The organism is Streptosporangium sp. CA-135522 (assembly GCF_050949235.1).
In the GTDB taxonomy this organism is placed as follows: Bacteria; Actinomycetota; Actinomycetes; order Streptosporangiales; family Streptosporangiaceae; genus Streptosporangium.
Genome location: NZ_CP192026.1, coordinates 7426587 through 7443551 on the forward strand (window position 1 = coordinate 7426587; position 16965 = coordinate 7443551).

At 70.9% G+C, this 16965-nt stretch carries 19 protein-coding genes, 1 other RNA gene and 1 pseudogene; 11 read left to right on the top strand and 10 right to left on the bottom strand.

Annotated features, from left to right (window positions below; all coding sequences use genetic code 11):
* Positions 1–145 precede the first annotated feature (145 nt).
* The gene (locus ACQPYK_RS35160) at positions 146–1528 is read right to left on the bottom strand and encodes an FAD-binding oxidoreductase (RefSeq protein WP_433240821.1); all 1383 of its coding nucleotides are present in this window, start codon (positions 1526–1528) and stop codon (positions 146–148) included.
* Between the two features lie 332 nt (positions 1529–1860).
* A complete protein-coding gene (locus ACQPYK_RS35165; protein ID WP_433240824.1) occupies positions 1861–2358 on the bottom strand; it encodes a hypothetical protein in 498 nt (165 codons plus the stop codon).
* A gap of 137 nt (positions 2359–2495) precedes the next feature.
* Between ACQPYK_RS35165 and ACQPYK_RS35170 the strand changes: the two genes are divergently transcribed.
* The 5 genes from ACQPYK_RS35170 to ACQPYK_RS35190 all read left to right on the top strand — a co-directional run bounded on the left by ACQPYK_RS35170 (position 2496) and on the right by ACQPYK_RS35190 (position 6012).
* The gene (locus tag ACQPYK_RS35170; RefSeq protein ID WP_433240827.1) at positions 2496–3170 is read left to right on the top strand and encodes a response regulator; all 675 of its coding nucleotides are present in this window, start codon (positions 2496–2498) and stop codon (positions 3168–3170) included.
* Entirely contained in the window at positions 3167–4591 is a 1425-nt protein-coding gene (locus ACQPYK_RS35175; protein ID WP_433240830.1) for an ATP-binding protein, read from the top strand. The genes ACQPYK_RS35170 and ACQPYK_RS35175 overlap by 4 nt, the downstream gene beginning before the upstream one ends.
* A complete protein-coding gene (locus ACQPYK_RS35180; RefSeq protein ID WP_433240833.1) occupies positions 4588–5070 on the top strand; it encodes a hypothetical protein in 483 nt (160 codons plus the stop codon). Before ACQPYK_RS35175 ends, ACQPYK_RS35180 begins: the two co-directional genes overlap by 4 nt.
* Positions 5054–5527 carry a phosphohydrolase gene (locus ACQPYK_RS35185; protein ID WP_433240836.1) on the top strand — a complete coding sequence of 158 codons (474 nt, stop codon included), beginning with the start codon at positions 5054–5056 and terminating at the stop codon, positions 5525–5527. The genes ACQPYK_RS35180 and ACQPYK_RS35185 overlap by 17 nt, the downstream gene beginning before the upstream one ends.
* 161 nt (positions 5528–5688) lie before the next feature.
* Positions 5689–6012: a putative quinol monooxygenase gene (locus ACQPYK_RS35190; protein ID WP_433240839.1), complete on the top strand. Its 324-nt coding sequence runs from the start codon at positions 5689–5691 to the stop codon at positions 6010–6012.
* Here the strand turns inward: ACQPYK_RS35190 and ACQPYK_RS35195 are convergent.
* The 4 genes and pseudogenes from ACQPYK_RS35195 to ACQPYK_RS35210 all read right to left on the bottom strand — a co-directional run bounded on the left by ACQPYK_RS35195 (position 6009) and on the right by ACQPYK_RS35210 (position 7982).
* Complete coding sequence (locus ACQPYK_RS35195; protein ID WP_433240842.1) at positions 6009–6578, bottom strand: hypothetical protein; 570 nt, start codon at positions 6576–6578, stop codon at positions 6009–6011. The genes ACQPYK_RS35190 and ACQPYK_RS35195 overlap by 4 nt on opposite strands.
* A 35-nt stretch (positions 6579–6613) precedes the next feature.
* On the bottom strand, positions 6614–7000 hold the full coding sequence (locus tag ACQPYK_RS35200; protein WP_433240845.1) for a nuclear transport factor 2 family protein: 387 nt from the start codon (positions 6998–7000) through the stop codon (positions 6614–6616).
* Between the two features lie 98 nt (positions 7001–7098).
* Positions 7099–7239 (bottom strand): annotated as a pseudogene (locus ACQPYK_RS35205) (NUDIX hydrolase); the annotation flags it as partial.
* Positions 7240–7241: 2 nt separating this feature from the next.
* Entirely contained in the window at positions 7242–7982 is a 741-nt protein-coding gene (locus tag ACQPYK_RS35210) for a helix-turn-helix domain-containing protein (protein ID WP_433240847.1), read from the bottom strand.
* A 153-nt stretch (positions 7983–8135) separates the two neighbouring features.
* Between ACQPYK_RS35210 and ACQPYK_RS35215 the strand changes: the two genes are divergently transcribed.
* Together ACQPYK_RS35215 and ACQPYK_RS35220 are read left to right on the top strand one after the other, a co-directional pair.
* The gene (locus ACQPYK_RS35215; RefSeq protein ID WP_433240850.1) at positions 8136–8351 is read left to right on the top strand and encodes a hypothetical protein; all 216 of its coding nucleotides are present in this window, start codon (positions 8136–8138) and stop codon (positions 8349–8351) included.
* A complete protein-coding gene (locus ACQPYK_RS35220) occupies positions 8348–8524 on the top strand; it encodes a hypothetical protein (protein ID WP_433240853.1) in 177 nt (58 codons plus the stop codon). Before ACQPYK_RS35215 ends, ACQPYK_RS35220 begins: the two co-directional genes overlap by 4 nt.
* Positions 8525–8663: 139 nt before the next feature.
* Here the strand turns inward: ACQPYK_RS35220 and rnpB are convergent.
* The 4 genes from rnpB to ACQPYK_RS35240 all read right to left on the bottom strand — a co-directional run bounded on the left by rnpB (position 8664) and on the right by ACQPYK_RS35240 (position 12123).
* Positions 8664–9056: RNase P RNA component class A (gene rnpB / locus ACQPYK_RS35225), an RNA gene on the bottom strand.
* A 219-nt stretch (positions 9057–9275) separates the two neighbouring features.
* Positions 9276–10553 (bottom strand): bifunctional RNase H/acid phosphatase, encoded by a 1278-nt coding sequence (locus tag ACQPYK_RS35230; protein ID WP_433240856.1) that lies wholly within the window; start codon positions 10551–10553, stop codon positions 9276–9278.
* Positions 10550–11290: a zinc ribbon domain-containing protein gene (locus ACQPYK_RS35235; protein WP_433240859.1), complete on the bottom strand. Its 741-nt coding sequence runs from the start codon at positions 11288–11290 to the stop codon at positions 10550–10552. The genes ACQPYK_RS35230 and ACQPYK_RS35235 overlap by 4 nt, the downstream gene beginning before the upstream one ends.
* Positions 11287–12123 (bottom strand): Nif3-like dinuclear metal center hexameric protein, encoded by an 837-nt coding sequence (locus ACQPYK_RS35240; protein WP_433240862.1) that lies wholly within the window; start codon positions 12121–12123, stop codon positions 11287–11289. Before ACQPYK_RS35240 ends, ACQPYK_RS35235 begins: the two co-directional genes overlap by 4 nt.
* Before the next feature lie 100 nt (positions 12124–12223).
* Here ACQPYK_RS35240 and ACQPYK_RS35245 point away from each other — a divergent pair, with 100 nt between their 5' ends.
* From ACQPYK_RS35245 to ACQPYK_RS35260, 4 genes are all read left to right on the top strand, one after another.
* Positions 12224–13663, top strand: a complete 1440-nt coding sequence (locus tag ACQPYK_RS35245) for a flavin-containing monooxygenase (RefSeq protein ID WP_433240865.1) — start codon at positions 12224–12226, stop codon at positions 13661–13663.
* A gap of 81 nt (positions 13664–13744) precedes the next feature.
* Positions 13745–14782, top strand: a complete 1038-nt coding sequence (locus ACQPYK_RS35250; RefSeq protein WP_433240868.1) for a dipeptidase — start codon at positions 13745–13747, stop codon at positions 14780–14782.
* Positions 14779–16122: a M20 family metallopeptidase gene (locus ACQPYK_RS35255; RefSeq protein ID WP_433240871.1), complete on the top strand. Its 1344-nt coding sequence runs from the start codon at positions 14779–14781 to the stop codon at positions 16120–16122. Before ACQPYK_RS35250 ends, ACQPYK_RS35255 begins: the two co-directional genes overlap by 4 nt.
* A complete protein-coding gene (locus ACQPYK_RS35260; RefSeq protein WP_433240874.1) occupies positions 16119–16940 on the top strand; it encodes a GNAT family N-acetyltransferase in 822 nt (273 codons plus the stop codon). The genes ACQPYK_RS35255 and ACQPYK_RS35260 overlap by 4 nt, the downstream gene beginning before the upstream one ends.
* Positions 16941–16965: the final 25 nt, after the last annotated feature.

Here is a 16965-nt window from a genome sequence, read left to right on the forward strand (position 1 = left end):
CTCGCGGAACCGGGCCCGGCACGCTCTCCCCCTCCGCGCGCCCCGTATGCCGTCGGCCCATCCCGAAGCAGCAGCGGGCGGGCGGGCGGCGGAGGGATCGGCTGAGCTCGGATGTCCGTCAAACGGGATGAGGCCGCGGCATGCTTCAGTCGGCCACGGCTGGGGGGACGTTCTGGTTAAGGCGAAAAAGGTTATCGGGATCCCACGCCCGCTTGATTCGGGCAAGCCGGTCGTAGTTGTCGCCGTAGGCCCGGTGGACCCCTTCGGGCCCCTCGTCGGCGAGGTGGTTGACCTCCACCCCGATGGCCCATGACCGGGTCGCCGCCCATAACCGGTCGGCCCAGTCGATGTGCCTTTGCGGGTTCTCCTCGCCCGCCGACCAGGCCGCCCCGATTTCCAGGCAGTAGGAAGCCTCACGGTGCCAGAAGGCGGTGGCGTCGGCCGCGACTCCGGCCACGGCACCACCCATCGGCAGTAGAAGCACCCCGTTCTCCGGCGAGCTCAACCGGCCGCCGAACTCGATCATGGTTTCGATCAGCTCCTCGGTTATCGCACCGCCCAGGTGAGAGCGCATGTGATAGGGCGTGGACCGCCCCTGCGCGTCGAACATGTGCTGCAGGACTTCGAACGTGGTCGGTTCGACGAGGTCGGCCAGCGGCCTGCCGAACCCGCGCACCGGAGCGAGCTCGCGCTCCCCATCGGAGAGGGGTCCGACGTAACACATCGCCAGCGCGAGCACGGGCTTTCCGTGCAACTCCTGGGGAACGAACGGCGCCGGCGGAGCGGCGAGGATCGCAGCTGCCACGTTGACCTGACCGGGAGCGCTCTGACCGTACCCGGCGAGGAAGCGGAGCACGTCGGCGGCGTCGTCCAACCGGTGCATGACCAGCCCGCCGAGCAGCCGGTCGACCGGGTGCAGGCGCAAGGTGAACTCGAGGACGACCCCGAGATTGCCGCCGCCCCCGCGCAGGCCCCAGTACAGGTCCTGATTCTCCTCGGCACTCGCCCGGACGACCTTCCCCGAAGCGGTCAGGACGTCGGCCGCGACGAGGTTGTCGCAGGCGAGCCCGAAGACCCGCGCGAACCACCCGTTGCCCCCTCCGAGCGTCAGACCCGCAACGCCCACATCGGCCACGTGCCCACCGACTGGCGCGAGGCCGTGCTGCGCGGTCGCTGCGGTGAGATCACCCCACCGAACACCGGGGCCGACCCTGGCCGTCCGCCGCTCCACGTCGACGATGATCTGCTTCATCGGGCCCAGGTCCAGGACAAGGCCGCCTTCGGTCGTCGAGAAGCCGGGGAAGCTGTGCCCGCCGCCGCGGACGGCGATCTCCAGGCCGATATCGCGTGCGACCGCCAGTGCCGAGGCGGCGTCGTCCCGGGTTCGGCAGCGTGCGATGGCAGCGGGTCTGCGGTCGATCAGTTGGTTCCAAACGCGGCGGGCCGATTCGTAACCGGCGTCCTCGGGCAGGATCACCTCGCCGTCGAAGCCTTCGGCCAACGTGCGTAACGCGTTCTCAGGGTCCACGTCCCCCTCCGATGCTTGAGCACACAAGGTTGAGTGGACATCGTTGTGGATCATCTTGTCGTTCCATCGAAGCTGCCGGCGCTGCTGTCATCGCTCTACCGGGGACTGCCGGGACCCTTCCGGCCTGCGGGACCCTGTCCTCGTGTTCCACCGCGGACAACGGGACGAGCGGGTCGCTCGGCCGGAGCCGCCGCCCACCGCGACCGGCCCCGGCTCCTGACGCGAGGAGCCGGGACCGGCCCGTGTTCCCGCCGCCCCTCCCCTCATCCCCGCTCGCCCCTCCCCTCATCCCCGCTGAGGGAAGGGCATGGCCTGGCGAGAGCACGCGGCGGCTAGTTCTCCTCGTACGGCGCGGGCGGGCGTAGGGAGGCGCACCCCTCGAAGACCCGCTTCTCGGCGGCCGAGCCGCCCTCGACCTGCTTGAACCCGGCAGGCTTCTCCTCCTTGCCGATGGGCTGCCAGACGCCGCCCTTACGCAGGCACTGGGCCCACGCGGCGAACTTGGCCTCGTCCTCGGGTGAGGACGGTTCGGAGCTGCCGAGGAGCACCGAGTCCCACTCCTTGCACGCCTTCATGGCGGCGTCGAGCGTGGCCTGGGTGACCTTGGTGACGGCGCTGGTGTCGATGTCCTGGCCCTTGACCGGGTCCGGGATGTCGATCCCGTTCTGCCGCATGCACCCGGCGAACTTCACCGCGGTCTCGTGCCAGCTGGGCTTGGCCGAGGCGGAAGGGCTCGACGCGCTGGCGAAGCTCTGGGCTCCGCACGCCGCGCTCAGTGCCAGGGTGGGAAGGGCGGCCAGGACGGCGAGGCGCCGCTTGGTGATGAACACATGTCCTCCAATGGGTCGGCTGGCTGCCCATCACCCTGGCGCGCCCCTGTGAGCGGCCCGTCCGCGCCATGTCATGAACGTGTAATAGCTTCCAAGTCCGGACAAATCGCAAGTCGGGGCCGCCGATACTGGAACGCATGGCTCGCGTGTTGCTGATCGAGGACGACCCGAACGTCAGGGACGCTCTGACGCTCGCCCTCAAGGGCAGGGATCACGAGGTCGAATCGGCGGCATCCGGGGAGGAAGGGCTGGAGCGGCTGGCGCGCTTCGCCGCCGACGTGGTGGTGCTCGACCTCATGCTGCCCGGCATCGACGGGTTCGAGGTCTGCCGTCGCATCCGTGCGACCACCTCCACCTCGATCGTGATGCTGAGCGCGCGGGGCGACGACTTCGACGTGGTCGGCGGGCTGGAGGCCGGCGCGGACGACTACGTGGTCAAGCCGGTGCGTCCGCAGGTGCTGGAGGCCCGGATCAGGGCGGTGCTGCGCCGTACCGACGGTGTGCCCTCGCCCGTGGAGACCTACGGCGCGCTGTGCGTGGATCGCGCCTCCCTTACCGTGAGCAGGGGCGGGCGACAGGTCGCGCTGCCGCCGATGGAGTTGCGGCTGCTGCTGTATCTGTCGGCCGCACCCGGGCGGGTCTTCAGCAGGCAGCAGTTGCTGGAGTCGGTGTGGGAGCACGACTACCTGGGCGATTCGCGGCTGGTGGACGCGTGCGTGCAGCGGCTGCGCGCCAAGATCGAGGACGTGCCGGCCGAGCCGAGGTACGTGCAGACCGTGCGCGGATTCGGTTACCGCTTCGGGCCGGTATGACCTGGCTGCGGGGCTTGCGGGCCCGGCTGGTGATCACGTTCGTGCTGGTGGGCGGGCTGAGCGCGGTGGGGGCCGCCGGGCTGACCTACTACAAGGCGCGGGTCAACCTGCTGGCCGGGGTGCAGGACCGGCTGCTGGAGGACTTCAGGAACCGGGTGCTGCTGCTGTCGCGCGACGTCGCGCTGCCCGCCGGCGACGAGGATCTCGCCCGACTCGCCGAGGACCTCGAGGTGGGCGACCGCGAAGTGTACGTGGTCAGGGACGGCGCCGTCCCCGGCGACGCCCGCATCACCGCCGAACTGAGCGCGAGCGTTCTGCGGCGGCCGGAGCTGGCCTGGCAGCGGGTGACCCACGACGGCGTGCCATACCTCGTGGGCGGCAGCAGGGTCATGCTCAGCGCGGGCGGCACGCCGTCGGGGATCACCGTCTATCTCATCGAGTCGCTCGCGCAGGCCGCCTCCGACGAGGCGGCCGTGCTGCGCGCCGCGCAGGCGGCGGCCCTGCCCGTCGTGCTGCTGGCGGTGCTGGCCGGGCTGCTGGCCGCGCGTGGCGTGCTGCGCCCGGTCGCCGACCTGGACCGCGCGGCCCGGCGGCTGGGCGAAGGGCGGTTGGAGACCCGCCTGCCCGTGCGCGGCGGCGACGAGCTGGCACGACTGGCGGGACGGTTCAACGAGACCGCCGCCGCGCTGGAACGCTCGGTCGGCGAGCTGCGCGAGCTGGAGGCCAGGTCGCGGCGGTTCGTCGCCGACGTCTCCCATGAGCTGCGCACCCCGCTGGCCGCCGCCACCGCCGTCACCGACGTCCTCGAAGCCGGCGCCGACCGGCTGGACGGCGACGCCGGGACCGCCGCCCGGCTGGTCACCGCCGAGATCACCCGGCTCACCAAGCTCGTCGACGACCTGATGGAGATCTCCCGCTTCGACGCCGGAGCCGCCGTGCTCAACCTCAACGACGTGGACGTCGGCGCCGCCGTCACCGCCTGCCTGCGCTCACGCGGCTGGAGCTCCGGCGTCACCACGGACCTGCCGCCGGACATCCGCGTTCCCCTCGACCCGCGCCGCCTGGACGTCATCGTCGCCAACCTCGTCGGCAACGCGCTGCGGCACGGCGCGCCGCCCGTCACGATCCGGGTGCGCGCCACCGGCCAGACCGTCGCCATCGAGATCGCCGACCATGGGCCGGGCCTGCCCGCCGACGTCCTCCCACACGTCTTCGAGCGCTTCTACAAGGCCGACGCCGCCCGCGCCCGCTCCGAAGGCAGCGGCCTGGGCCTGGCCATCGCTCGCGAGAACGCCCTCCTGCACGGCGGCGACCTGACCGTCGCCCCCGGCCCCGGAGCCGTCTTCACTCTCACCCTGCCGAGGAACCGCCCCGCCGAGGAACCGCCCGTGAGAACCACCCCACCGGGGAGCCGTACGTGAGAATCTGGCCCCTCACCCTGCTCCTGGCGGCCTGTACGGCCTGCGGAGTCGGCCCCACCGGCGTGATCGGCGCCGGAGAGCCCGCCCGCGGCTTCATCCAGGGCACCCGCCTGTACTTCGTGCAGCACGACCGCCTCGTCTCCGTCAGCCGCCCCGAGGGCCCGCTGGAGGCCGCCGAAGCCGTCGAGCTGCTGGCCGGCGGCCCCACCTCGAAGGAGCTCGAGCGCTCCTTCGAAACCCGTCTGCCCGAGAACTCGGCCGTCCGGGCGGACGACGACGGGTTCGCGCTGGACAAGGGCGTCTCGACACCGGTGGGCGGCCGACGGCCGCCGCCGGTCTCCCGCCTGTCGCGAATGGCGACCGGGCAGCTCGTCTGCACGATCGCCGCCGCCACCGCCGCCAAGCGCGGCGTGGACGTGGATGACGTGCGGGTGACCGTACCGGACAAGGGGCAGGCGCGCTGTGCGGACTTCAAATGAGTTGCCCGGGGCGGCCGGTGTCCGACCTCGTGAGATCACCGCGGTCCTGCCGTGGACGCCCGAGCCGGTAGACATCGGACCGCACTCACTCGACGGGGCCCACCACCTGCGCGACGTCCACCAGGCCGACGGCACGCTCGTCCGATTGGTCGCGCATCATTCGTGTGCGGTCCACGAGGCGACCGAGCGCAGCCTGATGGAGGCGCTGAACGCCGAGTTCGATCCGGAGCGTCCGGAGTTGGTGGCGGCGCTGACCTATGCCGACATGACCACCAGCCCGGACGGACATCCCTTGGACGTCGACACCCGACTCGCGGAGATCCACTCCCGCTACGGCTCCGAGCATCTGGTCAGCCGCTCCATCGCCAACGCCACCCCGTGCATCACCTTGGCCGTACGGGCGGTGCAGGCCGCTCTGGCTGACAGCGCTCTGTCCGGTGGCCAGGACGGCCACTGACGGCAGGCCAGCCTCAGGACGCCCTGACATCCGGCCGATAAGGCCCTCGCTATCGTGGTCATGACGTCGCATATCTGTCCCACGTGGTACCCGTACGCGGAGAACGCGCACCCTTCGGCACAGCGAAAGAGACCAGTCGGCACAGCGAAAGAGACCAGCTCATGATCTTCATCGCCGTCAAGTTCACCATCCGTCCCGAGCGGAGCGAGGGGTGGCTCTCGCTCGTTGACGACTTCACCCAGGCGACTCGGCAGGAGCCGGGTAACGTCTTCTTCGAATGGTCCAGGAGCGTCGACACGCCCAACCAGTTCGTTCTGCTTGAGGCATTCGCCTCATCAGCGGCGGGCAAGGCCCACGTGAGCTCCGAGCACTTCAAGACCGCCATGGCATGGATGCCCGATGTGATCGCGAAGACGCCGGAGATCATCAACGTCGAGGTGCCCGGCGAGGGCTGGTCGCACATGGCAGAGCTGACACCGGCCTAGCCAGCCGATGTACGGCCCTGTGGACTCAGCCTGCTTCTCTGATAGCCGCGGCCCTCGGCCGCCTGGCGGATCTTCGCTCCGCCATACTGGCCACGCGGGATGCACATGGGGCAGGGGCAGGGGACCCTGCCGTGGGCGTCGGGCATGTACCGCCAGCCGGTGACCCGGCTGACGCCCCGCACCCGATGGATCTCCTTGGCACCGATCGCCCGGGGGACGAACACCTCATATCCCCGGGCGTCCTCGCATCCGGCGATCAAAGCGGCGGCCTCGGCGCTGGGAAGCCCCTGATGGGCCCGTCCATAGTGGCCCACGAACACGGGCTCATCGTCGGGCAGCCGGAAGTCCACGGCGACCATCGTGCGCCGCCCACCACGCCGCAGCTCCCGGCCCCACTGATGGGTGAGCTGGTAGGAGGGCAGGACCGGCAGGCAGAACAGCCCGGCCGTGCCCTCTCGCGCCGCCGCCGCGTAGAACGGCCCGAGGTCCTCAAACCCCTCATCGGCGCCGTCCGCCGCGTCCCGCCGAGCGGCGCCGAACCCCCGTCCATCACCGCGGCCGTGCACGCCGTACCGGCTGCTCTAGAGGCGCGGACCTGACGTTACGCCGGGCCGGCGTGGGCGGCCAGGATGCGCCAGCCGTGCTCGCCGGTGTGCACCCAGGTGCGGGTGTAGCGCAGCCGTGAGGCGAACGGCGTGCCCGCGAAGGTGCCTTCCAGCGCGCCCAGGAAGCAGGTGACGCCGGTGGTGCCCGCGACGACCACGGTGAGATCCTCCTGGACGAGCTTGGTCATCACCTGCCTGCGCGAGCGGTGGTTGTCGAGGTCGAGCTGCTTGGCCTGCGGGTGGCACGCGCCGTCCGGCGGCCCGGTGAAGACGAGCCGCTCGTCGAGCAGCCGATCGAGCTCCTCGACGTCTCCGGCGAGCATCGCCGCCTGCAGCCGGCGTTCGGCCTCGTACAGCTCATCGGTGAGGGTGCGGTCGGTCATGAGGCTGCTTTCCAGGACGAGGGAATGTTCGGGGACGTGTGGGCAAAGGTGCCTCGGGCCATCGTGCAGCCCGTCGGCGTGAGCTCGTTCATCCGATGTACGGCCCGGCTGTCATTGTCTGACCGGCGGATCATCGGGATCTCGCCCGCCTCGTTGGTGACCACGACGTTCACGGATGGCACCAGGCTGTTGGGTGCGGGGGCGTTCGGGTCGTCGTAGAAATCGACGCGGCGGGCCACGATCAGGACCTTACGGGAGTGGCGCCGGCCCAGACGTTTTCGAAACTCTCCATATAGGTCGAGACCATGTCTCCACCCAGCACCTTACGTAGGTGCATGACCGGAGCATCGGCGGCGAACTTGCCGTAGATGTGGGTGTTGACGAGAAGCTGATCGTCTCCGCGGTAGATGGAGTTGTACAGGATCGTGTGATGTAGCCGTATCTCGATGCCGTCGATCTGTCTTAGTGGGCGGTAGAGCATCAGAGCCATTCGGGTCTGCGCGGCCATGCCCTCACCGACGCCTTCGTCAGCCCCACCCTGGGCGACCTCAAGCGCGTCCGGGTCACCGAGCAGGATGCGCACCCGTATACCGGCCTTGGCCTTCTCTGTGAACGTCCGCATGATGCCGGTGTCCTGAGCGATGAAGATGCCGCTGTAGACCAGCACACCGATCTCTCGTTCGGCTTGTGTGAACAGACGTCCCCAGGCGTCCCTAGGGACGGCCCAGCGATGCGGGTAGACGGTGACGATCTCGCTCTCGGACGCGGCGGCCACCTGCTGAGGCGTCAGCGCCTCGGGCCACAGGTACCTCTCGTCCATTTCCAGGAACGAAGCCACTGCGTAACGGTGCTTTCGGTACGGCGTGCGGCCCTTGGTGATCCACCGCTCCACCGTTTTCGGGTCGACCGCAATCGCCTCGGCCAGTTCGGCCACCGATGCCCCGCGTTCGAGAAGGGCCGCGCGCAACCGCTCGTTCGCCATTCCACCTGCCTGTCAGCGGGGACGTCCAGGGACGTGGCAATCGTAGACCGGACGTCCTGGACATGTCCCGTCCTGTAGTGATCTCGTCCCGCCTCTCCAGCGCATTCTCGGTACCGCAAGGCAGTGCCGACCGCGACGAGAGGAGAGACGACAGTGGTCAAATACATCGGGTCGATCGACGAGATGCCCGTCTGCGAGTGCGGTGCGGTCGCGGAACAGGGGCGGTTCCTCTGCCGCAGGTGCCGGGCGCGGGACCGCTGGGTGCACCGTCAGACGGCCCAGCGCGGGACGACCACGAGGAGCGGGCAGACCCGGCGCCCGGCCGGCCGCCCGCGCGGCGTCGTCGAGGCGGAGGTGATCTGGACGTGACCGCGATCCCATTGATCATCGGCCTGGTGCTCGGCATCGCCGTAGTGGTCGGCTACATGCTCGTCCTGGTCGGGATGCGCCAGGAGGATCGGCGGATGCGCCTGGGCGACATCCCGCCGAGCAGGGCGGCGGGGCTGGCCCGGCGGGTCACCGGCTGCCATGTGCGGGGATGAGCGTGTTACCTCGCGCTCAGCCTGGCCGTCGACCGGATCGACCAGCACTGAGGTTCACGTGAATGTGACCCCATTGTGCCCTTCGAGCACTTCGATCTTGCTGGACGAAGACCACGCCGCAGGCCGGCGGTAGGTAAGGCGGACGAGTCGGCCTGTAGGCCGGGTTTTGTCCTTCACCGAGGTGAAGGGGCGACCATCCATCTAGGGCCGGCGTTGCCGCCGGCCTCAAGCGGTCTACCCGCGCGGCTCGGGCGGGCAGCCCTCAAACGTCGCGCGCGAGACGCTCCGGAGAGCGTCCCTTCTTGACCTTGCTCCGGGTGGGGTTTACCGAGCCGCCCACGTCACCGTGGGCGCTGGTGGTCTCTTACACCACCGTTTCACCCTTACCTCTCCGAGGAGAGGCGGTCTGTTCTCTGTGGCACTGTCCCGCGGGTCGCCCCGGGTCGGCGTTACCGACCACCCTGCCCTGTGGAGCCCGGACCTTCCTCGGCGGGTCTCCGAAGAGACCCGACGCGGCCGCCCGGCCGGCTCGTCCACCGTGCCTCCAAGCCTAACGGCTCCCAAGTGGTCTCCAACCGATCGGCAAGTCGCCTCCGGTGGAATGGGGTCAAGCGGCCGGAGGCGAGGCCATGAGCACCGGGGGAACGATCGATGAGAGCACGACCGGCCACCGGACAGGACCCGCTTCCACGGGGGGCGGATGCCGTACCGTCCCCCGTGAAACGCGGACCGTCGCCGCGAGACCGCCGGTTCAGCGCAGGTGCGAGGTGTCGTTGAACGCCTTCACCACCGCCGGCCCGTCGGCGTAATACTCGATCAGGGACAGGGCTGCCAGGTCGAGGTGCATCCGGTACAGCGCGGCGAGGGGAGCCAGCAGCGCGAGCCGGAGCAGCATCTTGATCGGCGTGACGTGGGAGACGGCGAGGATCGTCTTGCCCTCGTAACGCTCGACCAGCCGGTCCCCGGTCGCCTGGACCCGCCGCGCCGCCTCCCCGAAACTCTCCCCACCCGGCGGCGCGGCGGACGGGTCCGCCAGCCACGCGGCGAGCTCGTCCGGCCAGCGGCGCTGGATCTCGGTGAACGTGTGGCCTTCCCAGTCGCCGAAGTCGGCCTCCCGTAGCCCCTCCTCGATGACCACCTCCAGGCCGAGGCGGGCCGCGACGATCTCGGCGGTGGCGCGGGCGCGCTTGAGCGGGGAGCTGACGACCACCTGGATGCCGTACGGCTCGCCTGACAGCCTGACGGCGGCCGCCTCCGCCTGGGCGATGCCGTTGGGAGTGAGCTCCGGATCACCGAGGCCGGAGAAGCGGCGCTCGACCGAGAGCGGGGTCTCTCCGTGCCGGAGCAGCAGCAGTGAGGTCGCCACGGTCGTGGGCGCGCGCCAGCCGCTGCCGGTCGTCGCGGGCGCCGCCGTCTCCCGCTCCGACCGGACGTCGTCAAGGACGTCGCCGGGGACCTCGTCAAGGACATCGCCCGAGACGTCGTCATCGGAGCCGATGAGATCGAGAAGGGAGTCCTGCACGGTGGCGGAGGGGAGAGGGACCTCGGAACCGGCGCCCGCCGAAGCGGCCTCGACGAGATCGCTGCCCGCCGAACCCGTCAGTCGCCAGGGGCGGCCCTTGGCGGCGGCGTCCATGGCCTCGTTGGCCAGCCGGTCGGCGTCCTTGTTCTTCTCCCGGGGGATCCACGTCCAGGTGACCCGCAGCCGTCGGGCCAGGGCGGACGCCTCCAGCGCGAGCGGGCGCAGCCCCTCGTTCTTGATCTTCCAGCGGCCGGCCATCTGCTCGACGACCAGCTTGGAGTCCATCCGCACCTCGACGGCCGCGCCGTCGCCGGCGAGGGCGAGGAGCGACTGCAGGCCGGCGATCAGCCCGCGGTATTCGGCGACGTTGTTGGTCTGGGTGCCGATCGCCTCGGCGATCTCGACCAGCACCTGGCCGTCCGCGGCGTCCTTGACGACGGCGCCGTAGCCGGCGGGGCCCGGGTTGCCCCGGGATCCGCCGTCGGCCTCGACGACGAAGGAGGTCACAGCCCCGACTCGGCGGTGCGGACCAGGATGCGGCGGCATTCCTCGCAGCGGATGACCTCGTCGTGGGAGGCGGCCTTGATGCGGTTGATCTCGGCGATGGACAGGCTGGTGCGGCAGCCGAGGCAGCGGGCGCCCTGCAGCATCGCGGCGCCCACCCCGAACTGCTCGCGAAGCTTCTCGTAGAGGGCGAGCAGGTCGGCGGGGATGTCGCCGACGACTTCCGAGCGCCTGCCCTTGACCTCGGCGCTCTCCTTGTCGATCTCGGCGAAGACGGCGTCCCTGCGGTCCTCGGCGACGCCGCGGGCGGCGGTCAGCTCGTCACGCTCAGCGACGATCTTGACGACCTGGGCGTCGGCCGACTCCCGGCGCTCCATGATCTCCAGCACGACCTCCTCCAGGTCGCCCTGGCGGCGGTTGAGGGAGGCGAGCTCGGACTGCAGGCTGGCCAGGTCCTTCGGGGAGGAGACCTGGCCGGAGTCCAGACGCTTCTGGTCGCGTTCGGCGCGGATGCGGACCGAGTCGACGTCCGCCTCGGCCTTGGTCTGCTCGCGGGCCAGATCGCCCGCCTCGGTCTCGGCGGCGATCACCTGGGTCGCGAGCCTCGCCACCCGGGCGGAGATCTCGTCGATCTCGGCCAGTTCGGGCAGGGTGCGGCGGCGATGGGCCAGCCGGTCGATGACGGAGTCGAGTTCGGCCAGGTCGAGCAGACGCTTCTGGGCTGCCGGGGCTGCTTTCACTTCAAATCCTCGCACTCTGCTGTTGTCTTCCAGGCGTCCGTGACCGTCTCGGATACGCGCGTCTCAACAGTAATCCCCTTCCCGGCCAATCCGGACGTCAGACGGCGCGCCGCCTCGGCCAGCCAGGGCCACTCGGTGGCCCAGTGGGCGGCGTCGATCAGCGCCGGGCCGCCGGAGGCCTCCATGAACTCCGAGGCCCGATGGTGGCGCAGGTCGGCGGTGAGGAAGACGTCCACTCCGGCGGCGCGAGCCGTGCCGAGGAGGGAGTCTCCCGCTCCCCCGCTGACCGCGATCAGCCGAACCTCCCGGTCCAGGTCGCCGGCGACCCGCAGGCCACCCGCCGTGGCGGGGAGCCCACGCGCGGCCTGCCGGGCGAACGCGCGCAGGGAGAGCGGAGCGGGCAACGAGCCGACGCGGCCGAGCCCGCGCCGGGGATCGTCCGCCGAGGGCTGCAGCGGCGTCAGCGGGCCGGTCAGGCCGACGGCGCGGGCCAGTGCGTCGGAGACGCCGGGGTCGGCGACGTCGGCGTTGGTGTGGGCGGTGAAGAGACCGACATCGTTCTTGATCAGCGTGTGGACCAGGCGGCCCTTGAAGGTGGTGGCCGCGACACTCGTGGTGCCGCGCAGGTAGAGCGGGTGGTGGGTGACGACGAGGTCGGCGCCCCATTCGAGGGCCTCGTCGACGACGGCCGCCACCGGGTCCACCGCGAACAGGACTCTGCGCACCTCCGAGGAGGGATCTCCGCAGACCAGCCCGACCGCGTCCCACGACTCCGCCCATCGGGGGTCGTAGGTCGATTCGAGCTCTCGGACGATGTCGGCGAGGGTAGGCACGTGCGCAGACTACCGGCCGGCGCCCAGGTGCAGGTGAATCTATCCGAGCCCCGACGAATCGCTTAATGTAAGTGGATCCCGACATCTGAAGGGCTGGCTCATGAGTCCGACCATCGCGATCATCGGTGCCGGGTTCGCCGGGCTGTGCATGGCCATCCGGCTGGAACAGGCGGGGATCCGCTCCTACACGGTCTTCGAGAAGGGGCCCGGCGTCGGGGGCACCTGGCGGGACAACACCTACCCGGGGGCGGGGTGCGACATCCCCTCGCACCTGTACTCCTTCTCCTTCGAGAGATACGCCAGCTGGACTCGCCGCTACCCCGGGCAGCCGGAGATCCTCGGCTATCTGGAGATGTGCGCCGACAAGTACGGCCTGCGCCCGCGGATCCGGCTGAACACCGAGGTCACGGCCGCCGTCTTCGATGAGTCGCTGGGCAGGTGGCGGGTGCGCACCGCGGCCGGCGAGGAGTCGTTCGACGTGGTGGTGTCGGCGGTCGGCCAGCTCAATCGCCCCCGCCTGCCGAGCATCCCGGGAATGTCGTCCTTCGCGGGTGCGGCCTTCCACTCCGCACGATGGGACCATTCCCATGACCTGACCGGCAGGCGGGTGGCGGTGATCGGGACCGGGTCCTCGGCGGCGCAGCTCATCCCCCGGGTGGCCGAGGTGGCCGCGCACGTGGACGTCTTCCAGCGCACCCCCAACTGGGTGATCCCCAAACCGGACGCCGTCTTCGGCGAGGCCGCCCGGACGGCCTTCCATCGCGTGCCGTTCCTGCAGCGGGGCTACCGCGAGTGGGTCTACCGGTACGCCGAAGCCGCCCTCTACCGGGCGCTGGCGGGCGGGTGGAGCACCGGGCTGCTGCGCAGGCGCGCACTGGAGCACCTGCACCAGCAGATCCGGGACCCGCGGCTGCGGGCCGAACTGACCCCCGACTATCCGATCGGCTGCCGGCGGATCATCATCGACAGCGGCTTCTATCCGGCGTTGGCCCGCCCCGACGTGGACGTCGTCACCGAACCGATCATCAGGATCACTCCCGCGGGCGTCGAGACCGCCGCCGGTCTCCGCGAGGCGGACGTGATCGTCTACGCCACCGGGTTCCAAAGCACCGACTTCCTGGCTCCCATCGACGTCACCGGCCGTCGGGGACGCCGGCTCGGCGAGGCGTGGAAGGGCGGGGCGGAGGCCTATCTCGGCATCGCGGTGCCGCACTTCCCGAACCTGTTCCTGCTCTACGGCCCCAACACCAATCTCGGCCACAATTCGATCGTCTTCATGATCGAATGCCAGGTGGGATACATCATGGGCTGTCTGCCGCACCTGGCGCGAAGAGGGCCGATGGAGGTCAGGCCCGAGGCGATGGAGGTCTGGCGCCGGAGCCTGGACCAGGCGATGGAGACCATGGTGTGGGAGGCGGGCTGCACGAGCTGGTACAAGACCGCGACGGGCCGGGTGACCAACAACTGGCCGGCCCCGACGACCGTTTACCGCCGGATCACCAGGGCGCCCCGGCCGGCGGCGTTCCACTTCGCGCGCTGACCCGTCCGGACACCGGGCCCGAACTGTCGATAGCGTCATCACGACGAATGACGACAGCCACCCGTGAAGAAGGGCTCGCCCGTGTCCGCTGACCTCCACCGTGACGCCGTGGTCGCCGATACCCACAACGACCTGCTGATGGCCGTCACGGCACGGCCCCCGCAGCGGTGGGCGTCGTTCTTCCGTGAACGCTGGCTGCCTCAGCTCCGCGAGGGCGGGGTGAACGTGCAGGTGCTGCCGGTCTTCATCGACGACGAATACCGGCCGGAGGGAGCCCTCCGGCAGACCCTGCGCATGATCGAGTGCGCGCACACCCTCGCCGAGGGCAACCCGGACGCGGTACGGCTCTGCGTGGACGGCGCCCAGATCGACGAGGCGCTCGGCGAGGAGAAGATCGCCCTGGTGCTCGCGCTGGAGAGCGCCCCCGGACTGGACGCGAACGTCGAGCTGCTGGCCACCCTGCACCGGCTGGGCGTGCGGGTCGCCTCGATCGCGCACTGGGGCCGCACCGCGCTGGCCGACGGCAGCGGCGAGGACGCCACCGGCAGCAGGCTCACCGCGGCCGGGGTGGAGGCGGTCCGGGAGATGGAGCGCCTCGGCATGATCTTCGACGTCTCGCATCTGGGCGCCTCCGGGGTGGAGCACGTGCTGGAGCTGGCCACCCGGCCGGTGATGGCGACCCACTCCTCGGCCCGGGCCCTGCGCGATCACCACCGCAACCTCACCGACGACCAGATCCGCGCCATCGCCGCCACCGGCGGCGTGGTCTGCGTCAACTTCCTGGCGGCCTTCCTGTCGGCGGACCCGGCCGAATACACCGTCGACCGCCTGGTGGACCACATCGAGCACATCGTGAGCGTCGGCGGGATCGACCATGTCGGTCTCGGCCCCGACTTCATCCGCGAAGTCATGCACGACGTCACCCCTCCGTGCTGCGAGGGGTTCGGCTACAGCGGCGTCGACACCCTGGCCGCCATCCCCGGCCTGGCCGGTCCCGGAGGGTTGCCGCTGGTCACCGACGCCCTGCTCAAGCACGGCTTCGCCGACGAGGAAGTCGTCAAGATCCTCGGTGACAACGTCCTGCGGCTGTTCCGCGCCGAGCTGGGACGACCACGATGAACCTGGACGCCATGCTCGCGGACCTGGAGGAGCTCGTCTCGTGCGAGTCCTTCTCCGCCGACCACCAGGCGGTGGCCCGCAGCGCCCGGCTGGTCGCCGACCAGGGGTTCAGAAGACTCGGCGCGCACCCCGAGGCGATCGTGATCGACGGGGTCACCCACCTGCGGTGGACCTTCGGCACGCCCCGCGTCCTGGTGATCGGCCACCACGACACCGTCTGGCCGATCGGGACGCTCGCCCGACACCCCTGGTCACTGGTGGACGGGATCGCCCGCGGCCCCGGCGTGTTCGACATGAAGGCCGGACTGGTGCAGGCCTTCCACGCGCTGGCCGCCCTGCCCTCGCTGGCGGGGTTGTGCGTGCTGGTCACCGGAGACGAGGAGGTCGGCTCGCCGTCCTCACGCGCGCTGATCGAGGAGTCGGCGCGCGGCTGCTCGGCCGCGTTCGTGCTGGAGGCCAGTGCCGACGGCGGGGCGCTCAAGACCGCCCGCAAGGGCACCTCCACCTACACGCTCACCGTGTACGGCAAGGCCGCGCACGCGGGCCTGGAACCGGACAAGGGGGCCAACGCCGGAATCGAGCTGGCCCACCAGATCCTCGCCGTCGCCGCGCTCGCCGACCAGGTGAACGGGGGCCCCTGCGGGGTGACGGCGGCGAAGACGTCCCCGGCCGCGGCGGGCGGATCCCCGCTTCCGGCCGCCCGGCCGGGCGCCGCGGTGGACGATGCCCCCGGCATCGCGGCGCCCGGCGGGCCGGGTGGCCTCGGGCCGACCACCGTCACGCCCACGGTGCTGTCGGCGGGCACCACGGTCAACACCGTGCCCGCGCTGGCCCGCGTGGAGGTCGACGTGCGCGTGCCCACCCTCGCCGCGCAACAGCGAGTGGACGAGCTCATGAAAGCCCTGTCCCCCCGGATGGCGGGGACCCGGCTGGAGGTGGGCGGGGGGCCGAACCGGCCGCCGATGGAAGGGGTCTCCTCGGCGCGCCTGTTCGAACTGGCCCGCCGGATCGCGAAGGATCTGGGCATGGAACCGCTGCGGGGGGTGGCCGTGGGCGGCGCGTCCGACGGAAACTTCACCGCCGGAGTCGGCTGCCCCACGCTCGACGGACTGGGCGCGGTGGGCGGCGGGGCGCACGCCGCCCACGAGCACGTGGTCGTGGCCGAGATGCCCGGCCGGACGAGGCTGCTGACCGGTCTGGTCGCCTCGGTGCTGGCAGGCGGGGCCTCAGGATCGGCGCACGAGTCCTCAGGACCGGCGCACGAGTCCTCGGCGCCCTGGGGAGAGACTCCGGCATCCCGGGGAGAGGCGGCGGCGCCTTCGGGAGTGGACGACAGGTGACCGCCTTCCCGACGGGCGACGAGCACGCCGAGGCGGCGGCGGAGGCCGCCGGGGTGCGCGTCGCCGAGTTGTTCGAGCTGCCCGCCTTCGAGGAGGTCTACCGGCTGTTCGACGACATCTGGCACTCCGACCCCGGTAATCCACCGGTCACCGTCGAGATGATGCGGGCGCTGTCGCACGCGGGCAACTACGTGGCCGGGGCCTACCAGGGCGACCGGCTGGTCGGCGCGTCGGTGGCGTTCTTCGGGGCGCCGGCCGGGCGGGTGCTGCACTCTCACGTCACCGGCGCCTCCGCCGGGCGCGGGATCGGGTTCGCGCTCAAGCTGCACCAGCGGGCCTGGGCACTGGAGCGGGGCCTGGACCGGATCACCTGGACCTACGACCCGCTGGTCCGGCGCAACGCCCACTTCAACCTGGTCAAGCTCGGCGCCCGGCCCGAGGAGTACCTGCCGTCCTTCTACGGCCTCATGGGAGACGCGATCAACAACGGCGACGAGTCCGACCGGATGCTCGCCGTCTGGCGGCTGTCCGAGCCGCGAGTGCTGGCCGCCGTCCGGGGCGAGCCGGACCGGCCGCGGGTACCGCCGGGCGCGGTGATGGCGCTGGCCGAACGCGACGGCCGCCCGGTCACCGGGCACGGTGACGCCCCGGTGGTGCTGGTCGCGGTTCCGCCCGACATCGAGGCGCTGCGCCGCACCGACCCGGACGCGGCCAGGGCATGGCGCCACGCCGTACGTGAGGTGCTGGGCGGGCTGATGGGACGGGGGGCCCGGGTGACCGGGTTCACCGGCGAGGGCCACTACATCGTGGAGCGGTGAGCCGGCCCGGGACCGGGCAGGCGCA

Coding starts and splice junctions, on each gene's coding strand:
- ACQPYK_RS35170 (WP_433240827.1), top strand. CDS start 2,496: ATGGCTCGCGTGTTGCTGATCGAGGACGACCCGAACGTCAGGGACGCT.
- ACQPYK_RS35175 (WP_433240830.1), top strand. CDS start 3,167: ATGACCTGGCTGCGGGGCTTGCGGGCCCGGCTGGTGATCACGTTCGTG.
- ACQPYK_RS35190 (WP_433240839.1), top strand. CDS start 5,689: ATGATCTTCATCGCCGTCAAGTTCACCATCCGTCCCGAGCGGAGCGAG.
- ACQPYK_RS35200 (WP_433240845.1), bottom strand. CDS start 7,000: ATGACCGACCGCACCCTCACCGATGAGCTGTACGAGGCCGAACGCCGG.
- ACQPYK_RS35210 (WP_433240847.1), bottom strand. CDS start 7,982: ATGGCGAACGAGCGGTTGCGCGCGGCCCTTCTCGAACGCGGGGCATCG.
- ACQPYK_RS35245 (WP_433240865.1), top strand. CDS start 12,224: ATGAGTCCGACCATCGCGATCATCGGTGCCGGGTTCGCCGGGCTGTGC.
- ACQPYK_RS35255 (WP_433240871.1), top strand. CDS start 14,779: ATGAACCTGGACGCCATGCTCGCGGACCTGGAGGAGCTCGTCTCGTGC.